This is a genomic window from Blautia sp. AM47-4 (assembly GCF_003479865.1).
GTDB classification, from domain to species: Bacteria; Bacillota; Clostridia; order Lachnospirales; family Lachnospiraceae; genus Fusicatenibacter; species Fusicatenibacter saccharivorans.
The window spans coordinates 75,434-96,801 of the sequence record NZ_QUHY01000008.1; the positions used below are offsets into that span (position 1 = coordinate 75,434).

16 protein-coding genes and 1 pseudogene are annotated in these 21,368 nt (G+C 52.4%); 1 reads left to right on the forward strand and 16 read right to left on the reverse strand.

Annotation, left to right across the window (positions count from 1 at the left end; genetic code table 11):
• Positions 1-54: 54 nt before the first annotated feature.
• From DW965_RS07505 to gpr, 11 genes are all read right to left on the reverse strand, one after another.
• Positions 55-1,233 carry a hypothetical protein gene (locus DW965_RS07505; protein WP_119198196.1) on the reverse strand — a complete coding sequence of 393 codons (1,179 nt, stop codon included), beginning with the start codon at positions 1,231-1,233 and terminating at the stop codon, positions 55-57.
• Positions 1,230-1,463 (reverse strand): hypothetical protein, encoded by a 234-nt coding sequence (locus DW965_RS07510; RefSeq protein WP_119188535.1) that lies wholly within the window; start codon positions 1,461-1,463, stop codon positions 1,230-1,232. Before DW965_RS07510 ends, DW965_RS07505 begins: the two co-directional genes overlap by 4 nt.
• A 286-nt stretch (positions 1,464-1,749) precedes the next feature.
• Positions 1,750-2,469: a ComF family protein gene (locus DW965_RS07515; RefSeq protein WP_158568322.1), complete on the reverse strand. Its 720-nt coding sequence runs from the start codon at positions 2,467-2,469 to the stop codon at positions 1,750-1,752.
• A gap of 66 nt (positions 2,470-2,535) precedes the next feature.
• Entirely contained in the window at positions 2,536-4,791 is a 2,256-nt protein-coding gene (gene recD2 / locus DW965_RS07520) for an SF1B family DNA helicase RecD2 (protein ID WP_119198198.1), read from the reverse strand.
• A 6-nt stretch (positions 4,792-4,797) separates the two neighbouring features.
• Positions 4,798-5,796 (reverse strand): rod shape-determining protein, encoded by a 999-nt coding sequence (locus DW965_RS07525; RefSeq protein ID WP_117509505.1) that lies wholly within the window; start codon positions 5,794-5,796, stop codon positions 4,798-4,800.
• A gap of 168 nt (positions 5,797-5,964) precedes the next feature.
• A complete protein-coding gene (gene uvrA / locus DW965_RS07530; protein WP_117509506.1) occupies positions 5,965-8,793 on the reverse strand; it encodes an excinuclease ABC subunit UvrA in 2,829 nt (942 codons plus the stop codon).
• Positions 8,794-8,917: 124 nt separating this feature from the next.
• Positions 8,918-10,051 (reverse strand): radical SAM family heme chaperone HemW, encoded by a 1,134-nt coding sequence (gene hemW, locus DW965_RS07535; protein ID WP_119198199.1) that lies wholly within the window; start codon positions 10,049-10,051, stop codon positions 8,918-8,920.
• A gap of 88 nt (positions 10,052-10,139) precedes the next feature.
• Positions 10,140-11,954 (reverse strand): translation elongation factor 4, encoded by a 1,815-nt coding sequence (gene lepA / locus DW965_RS07540; RefSeq protein WP_119198200.1) that lies wholly within the window; start codon positions 11,952-11,954, stop codon positions 10,140-10,142.
• A gap of 95 nt (positions 11,955-12,049) precedes the next feature.
• Positions 12,050-12,685, reverse strand: coding sequence for a stage II sporulation protein P (locus DW965_RS07545; protein WP_330421020.1), 636 nt, complete (start codon positions 12,683-12,685; stop codon positions 12,050-12,052).
• Positions 12,679-13,455 carry a hypothetical protein gene (locus DW965_RS19860; protein WP_243036495.1) on the reverse strand — a complete coding sequence of 259 codons (777 nt, stop codon included), beginning with the start codon at positions 13,453-13,455 and terminating at the stop codon, positions 12,679-12,681. The genes DW965_RS07545 and DW965_RS19860 overlap by 7 nt, the downstream gene beginning before the upstream one ends.
• Before the next feature lie 23 nt (positions 13,456-13,478).
• Positions 13,479-14,366, reverse strand: coding sequence for a GPR endopeptidase (gene gpr / locus DW965_RS07550; RefSeq protein WP_119198201.1), 888 nt, complete (start codon positions 14,364-14,366; stop codon positions 13,479-13,481).
• Between the two features lie 181 nt (positions 14,367-14,547).
• Between gpr and rpsT the strand changes: the two genes are divergently transcribed.
• Positions 14,548-14,811, forward strand: coding sequence for a 30S ribosomal protein S20 (gene rpsT / locus DW965_RS07555; RefSeq protein ID WP_022462214.1), 264 nt, complete (start codon positions 14,548-14,550; stop codon positions 14,809-14,811).
• Between the two features lie 169 nt (positions 14,812-14,980).
• Here the strand turns inward: rpsT and holA are convergent, their stop codons facing one another.
• From holA to DW965_RS22080, 5 genes and pseudogenes are all read right to left on the reverse strand, one after another.
• A complete protein-coding gene (gene holA, locus DW965_RS07560; protein WP_117509509.1) occupies positions 14,981-15,964 on the reverse strand; it encodes a DNA polymerase III subunit delta in 984 nt (327 codons plus the stop codon).
• A gap of 71 nt (positions 15,965-16,035) precedes the next feature.
• Positions 16,036-18,309 (reverse strand): DNA internalization-related competence protein ComEC/Rec2, encoded by a 2,274-nt coding sequence (locus DW965_RS07565; protein ID WP_119198202.1) that lies wholly within the window; start codon positions 18,307-18,309, stop codon positions 16,036-16,038.
• Positions 18,306-19,229 (reverse strand): GerMN domain-containing protein, encoded by a 924-nt coding sequence (locus DW965_RS07570; RefSeq protein WP_119198203.1) that lies wholly within the window; start codon positions 19,227-19,229, stop codon positions 18,306-18,308. Before DW965_RS07570 ends, DW965_RS07565 begins: the two co-directional genes overlap by 4 nt.
• Before the next feature lie 12 nt (positions 19,230-19,241).
• On the reverse strand, positions 19,242-20,720 hold the full coding sequence (locus tag DW965_RS07575) for a sensor histidine kinase (RefSeq protein ID WP_022462210.1): 1,479 nt from the start codon (positions 20,718-20,720) through the stop codon (positions 19,242-19,244).
• Positions 20,665-21,353: pseudogene (locus DW965_RS22080) on the reverse strand (response regulator transcription factor). The gene DW965_RS07575 and the pseudogene DW965_RS22080 overlap by 56 nt, the downstream one beginning before the upstream one ends.
• Positions 21,354-21,368 lie beyond the last annotated feature (15 nt).

Sequence of the window (21,368 nt, forward strand, 5' to 3'; positions counted from 1 at the left end):
TGTCACTTCCTTTCTTTTCCCCCGGCCGGTTTTCTTCTGATTTTCAAAATTCTTTTAAAGATCCTTTAAGGTGTCCTCCAGCATGCTCTTATAATCCACATCCTGATAATCGCCCTCGTCCAGCGGCGGAATTTCTTCTTCCTGAATTTCTTCTGTTTCGTTTATTTCTTCTGTTTCGTTTATTTCTTCTATTTCTTCTTTTTCCTCGATCTCATCAAGATCCCTGCTGTTCCCGGATTCTTCTGTATGTCCAAGATTTGCCAGAGCATCGAGTTCCTCGTCTGTCAGATCCGGTTCTTTTTTCTTTTCATTCCGAATATAAGTCACACGGCGCTGTGCCTTTGTCACATTGAATTTTGGAACGGCTTTTACGTAGTAATAATAATCGTCGTCATCATATTCCAGGTATTCTGTCCGGGTGTAGTCTGCACCGAACAGGAAAAACTCCAGAACAAATCCAACCAGACAGCCGGCCGCCGCCCCGATCAGAACCATCGGGAGTGCAATCTGTACATCCAGTGCCAGGCTTCCGGCAATCATAATAACCGCATAGGCAACCGAACCTGCCACAATGGAAATCTGCCATGCATAGTCCGCACTGCTGTGGCGGATTGCATTGACAAGAAGTACGGTCAGTGCGCAGGCGATCAGAACCAGCAGCATTTCCTCATTGCGGAAGAGGCCGTTGAAAAATTCCTGTACGACTGCCGTGATCTCCGGTGCTTCCGCCGCATGAAGCAGCGGCTCCATTTTTCCGTGAATCATGTCGCACATATAGTAGACAACGACACCGCAGGCTGCTGAAAATGCAGAGAGCGGCGTGCCGGCAAGACCATAGGCAACCGGAACGGCAGATGGCACGTGAAGCCAGAATGCGAGCGGTGTCAAAAGGAGTGCCGGCGCATCCTTCGGCACAAAGCGAAGATATAGAAACCAGAGCACCAGCAGAACCAGCGCCGCAAGACCCGCGACTACCATGTGAAGTGCAAAGCAGTGGCCGATGATCACCAGCATTGCAAGGAAAACCATTCCATTCAATGGCAGGATGGCGCAGATCAGTGACAGAATCAATACCACATACATGCTGTTCAGCATCTTCAGATAACCGAGATTGGAATTAATACCACGAAATACAGCAAGAGCGAGCAGAAATTTCACAATCGGAAGTACGATTCCGCTGCAGGAGCCGTAAAACTCTTTTAATTTTTCTTTCAGTTCAATCAATACTGTCATGTTTCCTTCCTCCTGCGCCCGGATTTCTTCCCGCTTTTCTCCTGTTCCTCATACATGTTCTGCAGGTCATCCAGCTCTTTTCCATACCATTTCAGCTTTTTCTGTGCTCCCTGGTAACGGATCGTGCTGATCACATACACGGCAATGGAATAGACTGCCAGAAAACACAGATAGGACGCGATCAGACACCCTGCTGCAAACTGCAGGTCGATTGTGTCTATCTCGTCCACCAACCATTCAATATGATATAAGACTGCAACCGCAAGTACCAGAATGTATCCGATGGAAGCCAGAAAAAAATTTTTCAGAAGCTCTTTTCCGATGTAATCACTCCGAAAATAGCGGCCGATTCGTAAGGCATTTTTTTCTTCTTTTTTTCAAAAAAAGCCAGTTTTGTCATCTGACGAATCCTTTTTTCGTCCAACATGCCTCTTGGTCTCCTCTTCCCGTTCTAAATTATGTTTATTTTACCATATGTTTCCGATATTGGAAAGCTATTCTCAAAATATTCACACACTATTTTACAATTGCCGCACAAACAAAATCCACCTGTTCTGCTCCATTCACTTTCAACAGTGACGCAATGGCATCAACCGTGCTTCCCGTTGTGTAAATGTCATCTACCAGAAGAATCCGGCAGTATTTCATCTGTCCCGGCTTTGCCAATGCAAAAGCTCCCTCCAGGTTTTTCCGCCGCTCGGCGGGACTAAGCTCTTTCTGGCGTTTTGTTTTTTTCACACGGCGGATCAGGCGGGCATTCATGGGAAGTTCCATTTCTTCTGCCAGCTTTTCTGCAAATACCTCCGCCTGATTGTAGCCGCGCTGCCGCTGTCTCGCCGGATGAAGCGGCACCGGAACGAGCACCTCCGGATTTCTTCTCTGGATCTGCTTTCCCACATAGAAAAACGCCGCGTGAGCATAAAATCCAGCGTATTCCTGCCGTTCATGATATTTGAACCGCATCAGGGAAGCCTCAAGTTCCCCGTGGTAACCGTACGGCGCAAAACCGCGGTCGAAGCTGTGTCTCGTTCTGCTGCAGTCCCGGCAGAACTCTTCCTCACTGCCCACGGGTTTCCCGCATTTTTTGCACCGCGCACCCAGAATCGGATGGATCTTTTCCACACAATTCCGGCATAGATACAGTTCCTCACGTGACAGCAGTCCGTCACAGATGGGACATCGTCTCGGATAAACTGCGTTTAAAAGCCAGTTTCCTGTTTTATTTTTTTCTTTCATGTAACCTGCGCTTTCCCTTATCCACTCTGCCGGATGCAGCCGCATCCATGCCCCGGAAAAACGTGTTTACGCGTTTTCTTCCTGCATTTCCCAGATTCTTCTGGCGAGCGTTGTATACCGGTTCGCCTCGATATGATTTCCGATCATTGCCTGGAATGTCACATCACTTCCAACGATGGTGACGCACTTTCTGGCTCTCGTCACGGCCGTATACAGAAGATTCCGCGTCATCAGCATGCGCGGGCCGCCGAGCAGCGGAATCACAACCGCCGGGTACTCGCTTCCCTGCGCTTTATGTATCGTTGTGGCGTAGGCGAGCTCCAGCTCGTCCGCCTGTTTGAACGTATAGTCTGCGAATTTTCCTTCCTCAAACTCCACGGTGATCACCTCGGTATACGGGTTGATACTCCGGATCATGCCGAGGTCTCCGTTGAATACACCCATACCGCGCTCCGCCACGATTCCGTTGATGCCGCGGATTTCCCACTCCATCTGGTAATTGTTGCGGATCTGCATGACCTTGTCGCCCTCGCGGAGGATATTACCTCCATTTTCCCGCTCGGCTTTGTCCGGTGCGGGCGGGTTCAGGTATTTCTGCAGAATCTGATTCAGATTTTCCACGCCGAGTGCACCTTTCCGCATCGGAGTCAGAATCTGGATATCCTGCGGGCGGGCATCCACATAACGCGGCAGTTTCTGGGACACCAGCGTCACCAGCACTTTCCAGATCACGTTGACATCGTACCGTTTCAAAAAGAAGAAATCTTTGCTCTTATTGTCCAGTATAACCTCTTCCCCATTATGGATCTTATGTGCATTGACAACAATATCGCTCTGAGATGCCTGCCGGAAAATGTGCGTCAGGCAGACAATCGGAAAGCATTCCGAACGGATCAGATCCCGGAGGACACTGCCCGGGCCGACACTTGGAAGCTGGTTCTGGTCTCCCACCAGGATCAGCCTTGTTCCCGGCACAATCGCGGAAAGAAGGGCATGCATCAGGTGGATATCAACCATCGACATCTCATCAATGATGATGACATCCGCGTCGAGCGGATTATCTGCGTTCCGCTCAAAATGCACATTTGCCGAGGAGTCATCCACATTTCCCGTCAGTTCCAGAAGACGATGGATCGTGCATGCCTCACAGCCAGTTGCCTCTGTCATTCGTTTCGCCGCTCTTCCGGTCGGCGCTGCCAGGAAAATGTCGAGGCCTTCTGCCTCAAAATAATGGATCATCGCATTGATGGTCGTCGTTTTTCCGGTTCCGGGACCTCCGGTCAGGATCATAAGACCGCTGTATGCCGCCTCAACGACTGCCGTCTTCTGCATCTCATCCAGCTCGATCTGATATTTTTTCTCGATCTTTCCGATCCGCTTTTCGATTGCCTCACGGTCTTCCTCGCATGTAATATTCAGCTCATGCAGCATGCGCGCCGTACTCAGTTCCAGATAATAATACTGGCTGGCGTACACAATCCGCAGCGGCTCATCCCCTTCCCGTTCGGCCGGGAGCTCGCGGATGACCGCTTTTTTGTCGATTGCCATATCCTGCAGAGATTTCTGCATCCGCTCCGGTTCTACGCCGAGAAGTTCCTGCCCTCTCCGAAGCAGCACCGGTTCCGGCAGATAGACATGGCCTTCTGCCGTCGCCTGATTCAGCACATACGAAAGACCGCTCTTGATGCGGAATTCGCTGTCCACGGCAATCCCGATTTTTCCGGCAATCTCATCCGCCGTCCGAAATCCCACGCCTGCGATATCTTCCGCCATTTTATACGGGTTTTCCTTTAAAATCCGGTACACATTGTCCCCGTACTGCTGATAAATCTTTGCACCGAGATTCAGTGCAATGCCATATCCCGAGAGGAAAATCATCGCATTCTGCATTTCGGCTTTTTCTGCCACCTGCTGTGCAATTTCACGCGCTTTCCGCTCGCTGATTCCCTTTACCTCCGCGAGGCGCTCCGGCTCTTCCTCGATGATCCGAAGCGTATCGTCACCGAAGCGGCGCACAATTCTTGCCGCCAGCGCCGCACCGACTCCTTTGATCGCACCGGAACCGAGATACCGCTCCAATGCAACAGAATCCTGTGGAACTTTCGTCTCATAGGATTCAATGCGGAACTGCTTTCCATAGGCAGCATGTTCAATATAATCTCCGGAAGCCTCGATCAGCTCGCCCTCTCCGATCATCGGAAGCGTGCCGACGCATGTCAGCGCGCGCCCCTTCATGCTCAGATTCAGGACGGTATAGCCGTTCTCCTCATTTCGGAAAATAATGTGTTCTACGTAGCCTTCTACTTTTTCTTTTTCACTCATCTTTTATCAAAACTGGCTTTCAAATTCATTCATCACTTCGCGGTACTGGCCGGTTCCAAGGGCAACGACGCTCGCCGGATTTTCTGCTGTCACGGTATTGATGCCGGTCCGCTCCTGGATCAGCTCGTCCATTCCGGCAAGGAGACTGCCGCCTCCGGTCAGGATAATGCCGCGGTCGGAAACATCGGATGCCAGTTCCGGCGGCGTTTTTTCCAGCACGGCACAGATCGCGTCCGCAATCTGGTTTGTCGTCTGGACAAGGGCACCTCGGATTTCGTCGGAGGAAACCGTAATCGTCGCCGGAAGTCCGGTGATGACGTTTCTTCCCTTGATCTCCATCGTTTTCTCCTCGGCCCGCGGATAAGCGGAACCAATCCGGATTTTCACTGCCTCTGCGGTCTGTTCTCCGATAAATACGTTGTATGTTTTCCGTACATAGCGGATGATATCCTGGTCAAATGTCTCACTGGAAATCTTGACCGAATTGGAAACAACGGTTCCCGCAAGCGAGATCACAGCGATATCCGTCGTGCCTCCGCCGATGTCCACGATCATATTTCCGCATGGTTTCGTAATGTCAATTCCGGATCCGATTGCCGCTGCCACCGGCTCCGGCACGATCAGCACTTCCCGGGCTCCCGCCTGGTACGTTGCCTCCTCCACAGCCTTCCGCTCTACTTCCGTCACACCGGACGGCACACAGATGCTGATTCTCGGTTTCCGGAATGCTCTTCTTCCCATTGCCTTCTGGATAAAGTAGCGCAGCATGCGCTCGGTGATCAGAAAGTCCGTGATCACGCCCTGCCGCATGGGCCGGACCGCCATAATATTGCCCGGTGTCCGTCCAATCATCTGACGCGCTTCTTCTCCAATTGCCCGTACTTTATCTGCATCTTTATCATACGCAACTACGGACGGCTCCTTTAATACAATGCCTTTTCCCTTGGCATAGACCAGGATGCTGGACGTCCCCAGATCAATTCCGATATCGGTCGTTGCAGCCATAGTAATCCCCTTTCCTGTTCTCTTTTATTTTTCTTTATTTTAATCTGTTTGAAATTTGTATAGAATAAGTTCGGGTTCAAAACACCCGAAACCCAAAAGGATCGAATGTGCTCTGAACCCAACCCGCTTCTTATTATATACAATCCCTTTTAAAATGGAAAGGATTTTTTAGAGATATTTTTCGACATATTTTCCGGTGTAGGATACCGGGCTCTTGGCCACTTCCTCCGGCGTTCCGCACGCAATCACGGTTCCGCCGCCGTCTCCGCCCTCCGGTCCGATATCAATAATATAGTCCGCCGTCTTGATGACATCCAGATTGTGTTCGATGACAACGACGGTATTTCCGCCCTCGGACAGGCGGTGCAGAATCTCCACCAGTTTGTGGACATCCGCAAAATGAAGTCCCGTCGTCGGCTCGTCGAGAATGTAGATCGTTTTTCCCGTGCCGCGGCGGCTCAGCTCTGCTGCGAGCTTGATACGCTGCGCTTCTCCGCCGGACAGCGTGGTGGACGGCTGGCCGAGGCGGATGTAGGAAAGGCCGACATCGTACAGGGTCTGTAATTTCCGGAAAATCGACGGTACCGGCCTGAAGAATTCCAGTGCCTCCTCGACCGTCATATTCAGCACATCGTAGATGCTCTTTCCTTTGTATTTGACTTCCAGTGTCTCACGGTTGTACCGTTTTCCATGGCAGACCTCACACGGCACATAGACATCCGGCAGGAAGTGCATTTCGATCTTCAGGATACCGTCGCCGCCGCAGGCCTCGCATCGGCCGCCCTTCACATTAAAACTGAATCTTCCCTTCTTGTAGCCGCGCGCCTTGGCATCCTGCGTTGCCGCAAACAGGTCGCGGATCTGATCGAACAGACCTGTGTACGTTGCCGGATTGGAACGCGGTGTTCTTCCGATCGGGGACTGGTCGATGTCGATGACCTTATCGAGCTGTTCCATACCGATGATGTCTTTGTGTGCACCCGGAATCGTCCGCGCACGGTTCAGATCTCTTGCCAGCCGTTTGTACAGAATTTCATTGACAAGGGAACTCTTTCCCGATCCGGAGACTCCGGTCACGCAGGTCATGACACCGAGCGGGAAATTCACGTTGATATTTTTCAGATTGTGCTCTTTTGCTCCGACTACCTTCAGCCAGCCCGTCGGCTTTCTGCGCTCGGACGGAACCGGAATTTTCAGCTCTCCGCTTAAGTATTTTCCGGTGATGGAATTCGGATTTTTCATCAGATCTTCCGCCGTTCCGATCGCCACCAGCTCTCCGCCGTGCTCACCGGCTCCCGGGCCGATATCGACAACGCAGTCAGCGGCGCGCATCGTATCCTCGTCGTGCTCCACGACGATCAGGCTGTTTCCGAGGTCACGCAGATGTTTCAGCGTCGCGAGAAGTTTGTCGTTGTCTCTCTGGTGAAGACCGATGCTCGGCTCGTCGAGAATATAGGCGACACCGACAAGGCCGGAGCCGATCTGCGTTGCCAGACGGATTCTCTGCGCCTCACCGCCGGACAGCGATGCCGTTCCGCGCGCCAGGGTCAGATAGTTTAATCCGACATCCGCAAGGAAGCTCACACGCGCACGGATCTCTTTTAAAATCTGCTTTCCGATCAGCAGCTGCTGTTCGGAGAGTTCGAGGTTCTGCATAAACTTCTGCAGATTGTCGATGGAAAGGGATGTTACTTCAAAAATATTTTTATCTCCGACCGTCACACCAAGCGACGTCGGTTTCAGACGCTGGCCATGGCACGCCTGGCACGGGGTCACACGCATGAAGGTTTCGTATTCCTGTTTTGTAGAATCCGATCCGGTCTCACGGTAGCGGCGCTCTACATTTTTGATCAGCCCCTCAAAAGCCACATCGTACACACCGACGCCGCGCTGACCGCGGTAATGCACCTTGACGGATTTTCCGTTCGTTCCGTAAATCAGGATATCGTGGATTTTTTTCGGATATTCACAGAACGGAGTGGAAAGGGAAAAATCGTACTCCTCTGCGAGCGCATCGAGAATGGCTCTCGTATAGCTCGATTTGTCCGTGCAGGACTGCCAGCCGAGCACGGTGATGGCTCCGTCTGCGATGGATACGGTCTTGTCCGGAATCATCAGATCCTCGTCGAACTCCATCTTGTAGCCAAGGCCGGCACAGCTCGGGCAGGCGCCGAACGGGTTGTTGAAGGAAAAGCTTCTCGGCTCAATCTCCTCCATGCTGATGCCGCAGTCCGGGCAGGAAAAGCTCTGGCTGAAGTTGAGCTGATTTCCGTCCATCGTGTCGACCACCAGAAGGCCGTCCGCCAGATCCAGTACGTTCTCGACGGAATCCGTCAGACGTTTCTCAATGTCCGGTTTGACTACAAGACGGTCCACAATAATGGAAATGTTGTGTTTCAGGTTCTTATCCAGCGTGATCTCCTCGGACAGCTCATACTGGCTGCCGTCGATCATCACGCGGACATAGCCGCTGCGTTTTGCCTGTTCGAGCACCTTTTCGTGTCTTCCCTTGCGGCCGCGCACAACCGGCGCGAGAAGCTGGATTTTCGTCCGCTCCGGGAGTGCCATGATCTGATCGACCATCTGGTCCACCGACTGGCGGCTGATGACTTTTCCGCACTTCGGACAGTGCGGAATACCGATTCTCGCGTACAGAAGACGGAAGTAATCGTAAATCTCCGTCACGGTTCCGACGGTGGAACGCGGGTTCCGGTTCGTCGATTTCTGATCGATCGAAATAGCAGGCGGCAGGCCTTCGATGCTGTCCACATTCGGTTTTTCCATCTGTCCTAAGAACTGGCGCGCGTAGGAGGAAAGGCTCTCCATGTACCGCCGCTGGCCCTCCGCATAGATCGTGTCAAACGCAAGCGAACTCTTTCCTGAACCGCTGAGGCCCGTAAATACAACAAACTGGTTTCTGGGGATATCGACATTCAGTGCTTTCAGGTTGTTCTCCCTGGCTCCCCGTATTCTGATAAACTCTTTTTTCTCTGCCATAACTGTTCCTCTTATTAATTGGAATCCCTGTCCGGACAGGGACAGGAATCTTGTCTCGTTTTCTACCATTATAGCACACCGCCGTGCGTTATGCAAACATTTGTTCTATTTCTTTATCATCTTTTTACAGCAGAAAATCTGCCAGAATCACATTGCTGACGGAAATCCCATCGCGTGTCAGAGCCAGACGCCCGCTGTGTTCCTGTAAAAGATGCATCGCTTCGTATTTCTTCAGAACCCCGCCGTATACGGCATGGATCTCCTTTCCAAACTGCTCCTCAAACTCCGCCGTCGAGATCCCTTGTGTCATTCGAAGGCCGAGAAACATAAATTCTTCCATGGCATCCTGCCGGGAAAGAATTTCCTCATCCTCACGGATCTTTTCCAGTGCTCCGCACGCTTTCAGATACAAAGATCGATCTGCCGTGTTCGTCCACCGGCGGTTTCCGAATAACGATGCCGCGGAAGGCCCGAACCCCAGATAATCCGTCCTTTTCCAGTAGCCGATATTGTGGCGGCATGCGAAGCCCGGCTTTGCATAATTGGAAATCTCATACTGGAAAAAGCCGTATTCTGCGAGGATTTCCGCCGTTCTGGCATACATTTCGCGTTCTGTGTCCTCATCCGGCAGATCCAGTTTCTGCTCCGCAAACGGGGTTCCCGGCTCCACGATCAGGCTGTAGGCGGAAATGTGCTCCGGAGAAAGCTCCGCGATCGTCCGAAGACTCTCTTCCCATTTCTTTTCACTCTGCTCCGGCAGACCTGACATCAGATCCACGTTGATATTCGCAAACCCGGCATCCCGTGCCAGTGCAAAACTCTCCTGAAATTCCGCAAACGTGTGGATTCTTCCCAGCCGTTTCAGCTCCTCATCGTGAACCGACTGACAGCCGATACTGATCCGGTTGAAGCCGCTCTTCCTGTAACATTTCAGTTTTTCCGCATCCAGCGTTCCCGGATTGGCCTCCAGCGTAATCTCAGCATCCTCTGAAAAAATGTACTTGCTCCGCAGTTTTTCCATCACACGGGCGAGCATTCCGGCATCCACTGCGGATGGTGTTCCGCCGCCGAAAAAGGCGGAAATCACTTCACTTTCTGCCGTCTCTTCCGCTACATCGATTTCTGCCAGCAGAGCCTCTTCATACTCCTTCTGCATTGCTTTCGTGCCCGGTCCCGAGACAAAATCACAGTAGGCGCATTTCCGGATGCAGAACGGGATATGCACATAGAGTTCCAGTGGTTTTCTTTTTTTATTCATTCTGCTTTTCCTCCGTACGATCGAAAGACCGGCCCCTGCGCTCCCGCAACAGCAGGCGGCGCCGACAGGCCGGTCTCATTTTTATTTCTTAATTTTCATCCAGTTTCAGCACGCTCATAAAGGCTTTCTGCGGAATCTCCACGTTTCCTACCTGGCGCATCCGCTTCTTACCTTCCTTCTGCTTCTCCAGCAGCTTCTTCTTTCGGGAAATATCGCCGCCGTAGCACTTGGCGAGGACGTCTTTGCGCATCGCGCGGACGGTTTCTCTGGCGATAATCTTTGATCCGACAGCCGCCTGGATCGGGATTTCGAAGAGCTGCCGCGGAATCTCTTCTTTGAGCTTCTCGCACATCTTTCTTCCGCGCTCGTAGGCAGATCCCTCGAATACGATGAAGGACAGCGCATCCACTTCTTCTTTATTGACGAGGATATCGAGTTTTACAAGCTCGCTTCTCTCATAGCCGAGCAGCTCGTAGTCGAATGACGCGTAACCTTTGGAGCGGGATTTTAAAGCATCAAAGAAATCGTAGATAATCTCATTCAGCGGGAGATGGTAATGAAGCATCGCACGCGTCGTCTCCATGTATTCCATTCCATGATACTGGCCTCGCCTCTGCTGGCAGAGCTCCATGATCGGTCCGATGTAGTCGGTCGTCACCATAATCTCTGCTTTTACCAGCGGCTCTTCCATATAATCAATCTCGGACGGGTCCGGCAGATTCGACGGGTTGGTCAGGTCAATGACGGTTCCGTCGGTTTTGTGAACCTTATAGATAACGCTCGGTGCGGTCGTCACGAGATCCAGATTGTACTCACGCTCCAGGCGCTCCTGAATAATTTCCAGGTGAAGCAGTCCAAGGAAACCGCAGCGGAAGCCAAAGCCCAGTGCTGCCGATGTCTCCGGCTCGTAGAAGAGGGATGCATCGTTTAACTGCAGTTTTTCCAGCGCGTCGCGCAGATCGCCGTACTGTGCGCCGTCGGCCGGGTACATGCCGCAGTATACCATCGGGTTGACTTTTTTGTAGCCCGGCAGTGCTTCTGCACACGGACGGTCGGCATCGGTCACGGTATCACCCACGCGGGTGTCGCGCACGTTTTTGATGCTGGCGGTGATATAGCCTACCATTCCGGCGGAGAGCTCGTCGCACGGGATCAGACGGCCTGCGCCGAAGTAGCCGACCTCGACAACTTCCTCGACAGCGCCTGTCGCCATCATGCGGATTCTCGTTCCTTTTTTCACGCTTCCTTCCATTACACGGCAGGAAATGATGACGCCGCGGTATGCATCGTAAACAGAGTCGAAAATCAGTGCTTTTAACGGTTCCGTCGGATCACCTTCCGGTGCCGGAATTTTCTGTACGATCTGTTCGAGCACCTCGTCCACGTTCAGGCCGGTTTTTGCGGAAATCCGCGGAGCATCCTGCGCTTCCAGTCCGATGACATCCTCGATCTCTGCAATTACACGGTCCGGCTCGGCGCTTGGAAGGTCTACTTTGTTGATGACCGGGAACACATCCAGGTCATGGTCAAGGGCGAGATAGACGTTGGCAAGGGTCTGCGCCTCGATACCCTGCGATGCATCGACAACGAGCAGCGCGCCGTCGCATGCGGCAAGGCTTCTGGAAACCTCATAGTTGAAGTCAACATGGCCCGGGGTGTCAATCATGTTTAAAATGTACTCCTCGCCGTCGGCCGCTTTGTATACGGTACGGACCGCCTGTGCCTTGATCGTGATGCCGCGCTCACGCTCCAGATCCATATTGTCCAGCACCTGATCCTGCATCTCACGCTCGGTCAAAAGGCCTGTTTTCTGAATAATACGGTCCGCAAGGGTTGATTTTCCATGGTCGATATGGGCAATAATACAAAAATTACGAATTTTACTCTGATCTATTCCTGACAAGTTTTTTCCTCCTGCTTTTTCACGGGTTAAATATCAATTTTATCTCATGTCTATTTTGTATGATACGAAATTCCACTCAAAAAAGCAAGATAAATTTATCCGCCTGATGCCGGACTTTTGCCCGACAGAACCTTATGCAGGATATCCGCAAACGGCCCCATTGCATTTTTCACCTCCTCGACCGTATTCGTCTGCGCACCAACCTCGAGAAGAACAGATCTCGGGCGGAGATGGAGGTTGTAGCGGTAGCCTTTTAAATAGATACAGCGTGAAAAGCCGGGATAATACTGTTTTGCCTCATACTCCATCTGAAAGGAAAATGCAAGGTTTTCCGCCTGATACGGATTGGGCAGGCTTGTCAGTTCGCCGCTTTCTTTCGTGCGGGAAAGGCCGTTGAAAAACATGATCTGCGCGGTCGGCTTTCCGTTGATTTCTGTCACAAGACGTTTTGAACCATTGACCCCGTCCCGGTGCAGGTCGATCACGACCTGAATGGACGGGTGTTCTTCCAGCGCCGCTGCGATGACCGGCTCCGCGTAGTTGTAGGCGCGGCTCCGCTCGAGACAGCCTTCTTTCATGTCAAATGCCTCTGTAATATGAAGCACTTCGTATCCGTACTGCTTTTCCAGAAGCTCCTGCAGATCATCACCGAGGCCGATTACCGTGTCCGCTCTTTCTCCCGGACGGGAATCGGCGAAGGTTTCCTGCGAATGGGTATGATAGATCAGAATCTGCGGGCCTCGGCATTTTCCGGCAGGGTCAGGTCTTTTCCGAGCAGGGTGCTGCCGTCGATCTCGCCCGGCAGGACCGAAGTGTTGGGATCGACAACGAAGAAGCGGTTCAGGAGCGCCTGCGGGTCAGCAAGAAGGTCAGGGGAAATTGTCTCCTGAATCGTGTCGGCCTCCGGATAGAGAATCTCACGCGGTGCGCCGCCGGTTTCGATGGTCTCCTCCGGGACAGACTGCGGCGCTTCGGGTTCTGCCGTTGATGCCGACTCTCCGGCCGCCGGTTCTGTGATTCCTGTTTCCGTCTGCTCCGGCTCCGTGATTTCCATTCCATCTTTTTGAGTTTCATCTTTTTGAGTTCCATCCTTTTGATCTTCCTCAGTTCCCTGCTCCTTCGATTCTGTCTGCCCTCTTTCTGCTCCCGGTCCCGGATTCGAATCCTGCTTCGCCGTATCCGTTTCCGCTGCTTCTGTCCCGGCAGACAGCGTATTTTCTGCCGTGCTTCCCTCCCGAAGCGCCGGTATCTGATCCCGCACTGCCGCGAGGAGATTTTCCATCCATCCCCTTCCGTCCTCTTTTCCGTCATAAAAAAGAAGCGGCATCATCACATCCACGGATAACTGCTCCGCCTGTGCTGCCGCCCGCTGCAGCAGAACTTTCCCCTCTGAGAAATGATTTTTCCGGAGAACCGCTGCACTGCGGAACAGCAGTATACTGCAGGACAGGAAAAGACATCCCCATCCGAACCATCGTCCATTTCGCCTGGCATTCCACATATTATCACCATATTCATGATATGTTACAGTTCCCCGGAAAATGCCTGATTCATACCTGCCGCAAGAACCCCGGCCAGGCGGCGGACCATCTCGTCGATCTCTTTTGTCGTCACGTAAAGGCTTTCGAGCGCCGGTGAAATGACTTCTCCCAGAAATTCATCCATCTCGGACTCCTCCAGCGATTCCAGAACGCCTGCGACGGCATCGTGGACGATCGTTCCTGCCCCTACAACGGTCGGCACACCGATTCCGATGACCGGCACGCCGAGCGTCTCCTGATTTAAGGCATTGCGGTGGTTTCCGACGCCCGAGCCCGGCCAGATTCCGGTGTCGGCAAGCTGGATCGTACAGTTCAGCCGGTGAATACTGCATGCGGCAAGGGCATCCACGGCGAGAATCACATCTGGATGGGTCTGTTCTGCCGTTCCGCGCAGGATTTCCACTGCCTCCATGCCCGTCTGTGCCATAACGCCGGGAGCAAGGGCACTCACTTCCCAGCCCTTCTTTCCGTAGGTGCGCACCAGATGGCGCGTAACGTTAAGCTGCTCCACCGTCTCCGGCCCGAGCGCATCCGGCGTGATGCCGCGGTTGCCGAGGCCGGCCACAAGAACGGATCCGCACGCTTCCGGCACCATTTCCATCAGACAGTTGGAAAACTCCTCCGCCGCTTTCCGGCTCTCCTCCTCGTCTGCCGTCAAAAGCAGCGGCGCTTCGATCGTCACATACGTCCCTTTCGGCTTTCCCATCATTTTTGCACCCTGCTCCGATGTGATTTTCACAATGGTTGTCTGAATTTCCGCCTTTCTTTTCTTCTTCTCAATCTCGACCCCGGAGATCTCCACATGGTCCCTCTCAAATTTTTCCTGATTCTCCATCGCCAGGTCTGTCCGCATCCTATACTTTCCTATCATACTTTTCTCCTTCTCCTGTATTTTTGTTGTAGTTTTTGCAATTTTTTCAAAAATATGTATTGACAAAACATGCGAAATATTATAGGATAATAAAGCATGTTTCAGTGGAGCGCCCGTGTCTGTTCCATTGAATAACATCCCTTAAATCACATTAATTTTAAAAATATTGGAGGTGTACAGTTTGGCTAACATTAAATCCGCAAAGAAAAGAATCCTGGTAAATCAGACAAAGGCAGACCGCAACAAAGCAATCCGTTCTGCAGTTAAGACTTCTATGAAAAAAGTAGATGCTGCTGTTGCTGCAAACGATAAAGAGGCTGCTGCTGCTGCATTAGTAAATGCGATCTCTACCATCGACAAGGCTGCTTCTAAAGGCGTTTATCATAAAAACAACGCTGCCAGAAAAGTATCCAATCTGAGCAAAGCTGTAAACTCAATCGCATAATAAAGATATAAACCAAAGAGAACTTAGTCATACCGTCATGTGGCTGGGTTCTTTTTTTATGCTTACCAAAAGAGTGCGCCGCGACAGATCTTTTGATAAACACAGAACAAGGCGTACCGGTACAGGAAAACTGGCCGATACGCCTTGTTCTTTTTAGAAAACTCTGCTCTTACGCCGCCCTGCTGTATTTCGTAATCAGCAGCTCCACGCTCAGCAGATCGGAAATTTTTCCCGTCTTCACGTCCTCTTCCATCTGCACGCAGTCATTGACCGCCGCTTTTAATTCCTCCGCCGCATACTGGCGCGACATGGGAATATAGTTCCGCACAACGAAGCTCTGCAGTCCCGTCCGTTTTGCGATCGTCGCCTGATCGCAGTGCTCTGCCAGCAGCTCTTTGACCTGCAGTAGCAGATTGAACTGGCGTGCCAGCAGAAAGAGAATCCGCATCGGCGGCTCCTTTAAAGCCAGCAGATCCTGATACAGATCGAGCGCTTTCCGCTGCTTCTTCTCCGTTACCGCGCGGATCATCTCGAAAATCCGGTTCGTAATCTGCGTTGTGCAGACTGCCTCGATATCCGCCCGCGTGATCACATCTCTTCCCATCGTATAGCTGAGCAGTTTTTCCAGCTCCTGCGAGATATTTCCCATATCCGCGCCCGTCTTTTCCAGAAAATCTTCCATATCCTGGCGCGTGATCTTTTTTCCCTCTTTTTTCATCATGCCGAGTACCCAGGTCATCAGCGTCTTTTCGTCCTGACGAGCAAATTCCACTGCTCTTCCCTGCTTCTGCACCGCCTTGTACATACGGTTCCGCTTATCGACTTCCTCCTCCACGAAGATCAGCACCAGATAATCCGGCAGGGATCCCATGTAGTCTGCCAGCGCGTCGGCTTTGTTTTTGAAAAATCCTGTATTTTCCAGCAGAATCACACGGCGGTCCGCAAAAAACGGCATCGTCTCCGCAAGGTCAATCACTTTGGGAATCTCGGTTCCTTTTCCCTCAAAGCGGGAGAAATTCATCGTGTCGTCCTCCGGCAGCAGTGCGTTTTTCAGCTTGTTTTTATACTGATGCTTCAGATAGGCTTCTTCTCCGTAGAGCAGGTAGGCCTGCTTAAAATTCTGCGTTTTGATATCTTCTAAAATGCTTTTCATTCCATCCTCTTTCTTTCGTTCCGGCAGAAGCACGTTTGCGCAGTGCCGCAGCAGCCGGAGCTTTTGACCATTCAGGAGACGGGAAATTCCACATCCGACCGGTATCCGTGAACCGCCAGGCGGTCACGCTTCAGCTGTACTGTCACGGCTCCATCCACCGGTGTTCCGTAGATATGGCTTTTGCAGGCACGAAGCCGCTCCAGCAGCTCCCGGTGCGGATGGCCGTACCGTCCCGGCCACGCGCAGGAAATCAGGCTGATCTGCGGCTGTATGCGGTTCAGAAATGCCTCGCTCGTTGAATTTCTCGAGCCGTGGTGCGCCACCTTTAAAATCTGGCACCGCTCTGCCGCTCCCAGGACCTCTTCTTCTCCGCTTCCCTCCAGATCTCCCGTCAGAAGTGCGCGGCAGGCACCGCAGGAAAGCTGTAATACAACACTTCCGGCGTTTTCCTCTCCCGTATAGTCTTCGCCCGCTCCCGGATGAAGTACCGATACGGTGAGTTCTCCTGCACGGATCTCGTCTCCCTTTTTTAGATATTCTACCATAATTCCCGCTTTTTGTGCGGCTAAAATAAAAGGATTTTCTTTTTCGCTTCCTTTCATCCACACAGGCAGGAACAGATGGCGGATGCGAAGCGCCGTTTTCTGCTCCCTGATCAGCTCCAGCAGTTCGAGGATTCCGTTCGTGTGATCTGCGTCCGGGTGCGTGACAACAACGGCATCAAGAGCGGCAATGCCGCGCTGTTTCAGATATGGGAGAATCCTTTTTTCCCCGACCGCAGACGCACTGCTGCTCCCGCCGTCATTCAGCATCACAAAACGGCCGCTCTCCACCACCAGCGAATCGCCCTGGCCGACGTCCAGCGCTGTAATGGAAAACGTTTCCCGGGGACGGTAAAAAAGCAGAACACAGGCAAAAAACATGGTAATACCAAAGAGCATCCGCTCCCGCTTTCGTGCCTGCGCACCTTTTCGTTTTGCCCCATCCGGATTCATCTCCCGTTTTCGTTTTCGCACATACAGTATCACCAGCAGACCGGTCAGAATGATTCCATATCCTGCCATCTGCCATTTTTCCGGCTGACCGCAGATCCACACATTTCCCGGAATCTGTGCGACCGCCGCTGTCATCTGCCGCAGAAGTGTGAGCAGGAACCGCGTCGGAAGCAGAACAACACTTCCCGCTTTCACGCTTGCCAGTCCCGCCAGAAGCCCCGCAGCACCCGTCAGCAGCACCGCCGTCATGACAGCTCCTGCAAACAGATTCGGCAGAAACGCAAAGAGCGGAATCTCATAAAAATACCACGCCTGCAGCGGGATCATGACAAGCTGCAGGGAAAGGTACACCATCGCAGCCTCTTTTCCTTTCGCCGCAAGCTTTTCCAACCCCGTTTTTTCCCCGCGTCTCTTCCGTTCCGCCTTCTCCCCCGCCAGAACCGGATAAACCCCGGAAATGGCTGTTACTGCTCCAAACGAAAGCCAGAACCCGCTCTGCTCCAGATACGAGGGGTTTTCTGCCAGCATCAGAATTGCCGCAAGAGAGAGCGCACTTAAGGAATCATACGTCCTTCCCACTGCGACAGCTCCCATCCGCACCGCAAACATCACCACTGCACGCACGGTCGCCGTTCCACTGCCGGTAAACATGCCATACAGCACCATACCGGCGGCCGCTGCCAGAGACGCGGAAGTTTTCGGCAGATGCAGCGCCATCAGCAGCCGTCGGAGTGCCATGCCGAGCAGCATCAGATGCATGCCGGAAACGGAAATCAGGTGCAGCAGACCGCTCTGCTGATACGCCAGATACGTCTCCTCCGTGAGTTCCGACCGTTCCCCGAGCAGCATCGCAGAAAGCACACCTGCCTCCTCCTCCGGCATCATTTCTTTTAAAACGGCACAGCACCGCTCCCGCTCCAGCCGGAGCGCTTCGCCGAGATTCCACCGCCCGGCATCCACAACTTCCTCCCGCTCCGAAATCACGTAAAACGCACAGCCTTTTCCCTCATAATATGTTTTCTCATCAAACATCCCCGGATTGCGCGGGCTTTCCGGCTTTTTTACAGTTCCGTACACCCGCACAGCGGCTCCGACCGGCAGATCTCCCCGCTTTGCGAGCAGATAAATTTTCCCTTTGCTTCCCTCCCCACGCAGCACATACCCGTTGTTGCTGCTCTTTTTCTCATACGTTTCAATTGTCCCTGCAATCCACACCTTCCTGCCCTGCTGCGCTTTGTTTTCGTATTTGGGGTCAGAAAAAGGCGTGCCAAGAGGCACGCCCGCAATCCGCAGCAGCACAAGCACCAGCATGAATCCAAGACACGCCAGGCACATGGGCCGTTTTCTCATGTATCTTTTTCCTCCAGATAAGACAGGTCTTCCTCGTAGAACTGATTGAGTTTCATCGTTTCACGGAAGGTTACATCGCTCTCTCCGTTGATGGAAAACTGCACCTTATCCACCTTACAGTTCGCCGTGATGGAATCCACCACCGCGTAAATCGGAATCTGCTCCGCCACACTCGAAAGCGCAGAATCCTTAAAAGATTTGTCAAAATTCACATAGGCAATCCGATCGGATGTCGTGACACTTAAGACATTCATCGTATCCGGCAGCACTGCATAGTGGCCGTCTCCTTTCGGTCCCTTCATCAGCTGCTCCACCACGACACGTTCCAGCGGAATGTTCGTGCTGTACGGCACCCGCCGCGTCTCTTTCACAAGATGATCGCCTGCTTCATTTGCAAAATACAGTGTCAGCGTCGCATACTGATACTGATAAATTTCCCTTCCGGAATTTTCCAGAAAGCTGTCCGCCGTCATCGTTCCGATCTCGCGTCCTTTGGAATCCTTTAACGGATCCCCGTCAATCAGAAGCGTCACGCGCTCCACCTCCGGAACCTGCACAAAGGTACGCACCAGTCCTGCACGCACCAAAACCTCCTGCGGCCGCGCAAGCTCTCCGTACTCTCCACTTAAGTTCAGCGTAAGGAGCCCGTTCTCCAGCGTATACGTCTTGATGGAAATCCCATTGGAAAGAAGTGCCTGGTTTCCGTCCTTGGCAGGTTTCTCCTGCAGCGCGTCAACCAGCTCCTTGATCAGTTTCTGATCCGTTCCTTCTTTTGGTTCATACGGCTCCTGCACCAGTGTTGTGCCGGTTTTGTCCAGGCAGTACAGGTGATACGCCGACTCCTTCTGGCTCTTCTGCCACTGCCCGCAGCCGCTAAGAAGCAGCACGCCGGCCAGCAGTACGCCAAGTATCCGTTTCATGTGCGCCACCTCCTACATCACGTAATTCAGAGGAATCCGCACGGAAAATGTCGTTCCCTCGTTTTCTTTGCTGTATACACGGATCGCTCCCCGGTGCATGACAATCGCGCTCCGCGCAATCGCAAGGCCAAGGCCGGTTCCGCCGATTTCCCGCGAGTGGGACTTGTCCACGCGGTAGAAACGCTCGAAGATATGCGCAATCGACTCCTCCGGGATGCCGATGCCGGAGTCTGCCACCGTCACGTAGAAATATTTGTGATCCGCATTTAAGGATACACGCACCCATCCATTCTCGTTGTTGTATTTGATGCCGTTTTCGATCAGGTTCGAGAACGCCAGCGAGAGCTTCGTCGCATCCACCTCCGCATTGACCGGGCGGAAGCTGTCGAGAATGAGCTCCACATTTTTCTGTGCGGCAATCGGATGAAGCCGCTTCAGCAGCTGCTCTAACAGCTCGTTGATATTGACCTGGGTGATATTGAGGTCTGCCACCTTTTTATCCATCTTGACCAGCGACAAAAGGTCGGTAATAATCTGGTTTTCGCGGTCGATCTCCGAGGTAATATCCTGCATGAACTCCTGATAAAGTTCCACCGGAACGCCCTCCTGCCCGTTCAGCGAATCCGCCAGAACCTTCATGGACGCAAGCGGCGTCTTTAACTCATGCGAGACGTTCGAAACAAATTCCTGGCGGGAATCGTCGAGCGTGCGGACGCGGGTCAGCATCTTGTTGAATGCGTCCGTGATCAGCTCTGTCTCGAGGTAATCCGGAACAGAAATGCTTTCGTCGAGATAGCCGTCGGTGATGTCCTCGATGGAACGGGTGACCTTCTGGAACGGCTTCATCAGAATGCCCGCGAGCAGATAGCCAAAAACCAGCACGAGAAGCGCAATGATCGAAAGAATCGTCATTCCCTTCGTCTCCAGAATTTTCATATTCGCACGGATCTCATCCGTCGAAATGCTGACGAGCATAACGCCGAGCGTCTCCTTCGTCTCGGTATTCTGAATCCGCACCGTCATTTCCAGATAGCTGTTTTTCCGGTCGTACTGGCTCGTCTCCTTGCCCTGAAAGCTCTGGATGACCTCCTGCGAGATAATCGTCTTTCCGCGGTCCATATCGTACGTATCTTTGATGACGCGGAAATCCTGGTCGATAATCAGGATTCTGCCGCCGTAGATATTTGTCAGCATACTGAGCTGTCCGTTGATGACATCCGATCCAGGATCTTCCATGTAATTCTGCTGGATGAGCTGGTTGCAGATAATATCGCACTGATTTTTTACGGTAATGCTGCGCACCGATACCGCACGGTCCTCATAGCTGTTTACGATGCTCTTCTCAAGGATCACACACGGTACAATGCCGATGATCACAAGAATCACCGTGATGCGGAAGCGCAGACTCCGCAGAAACTTCCATTTTTCTTTGTTTTTAAGCCTGGAAATAGTAACCAACTCCCCACTTTGTGTGAACGTACTTCGGTTCACTTGGATTTTTCTCAATCTTTTCGCGCAGACGGCGGATATGTACATCTACGGTGCGCACGTCGCCCGGGTACTCATAGCCCCAGACAATATTCAGCAGGTTCTCTCTGCTGTACACCTTGTTCGGATTGAAGACGAGAAGCTCGAGCACATCGAACTCCTTCGCAGTCAGATTGATCTCGCGGTCTCCGATGAAGACTCTTCTGCTCTCGCAGTCGATCCGCAGGTCTTTCACCTGTACGACTTTTGCTTTCTCTTCTTTTGGCTCCTGGCGGGCCGCACGGCGCATGATGGCTTGATGCGTGCTTTTACTTCCAGAATGTTGAACGGCTTTGTGATGTAATCATCTGCGCCGTATTCCAGTCCCAGGATTTTGTCCATGTCCTCGCCCTTTGCGGTCAGCATGACGATCGGAACGTTGGAAAATTCACGGATCTGCTGGCAGACGGACAATCCGTCCAGCTTTGGCAGCATCAGATCCAGAAGGATCATATCGTATTCTTTTTCTTTTGCCATGGAGAGTGCTTCCTCGCCGTCGTATGCGCAGTCAACCTCCATGCCGTCCTGCTCCAGGCTGAAGCGGATTCCTTTTACGATCAGTTTTTCATCATCAACTACAAGAACTTTCTTTGCCATTTCTTCTCCTTCTTG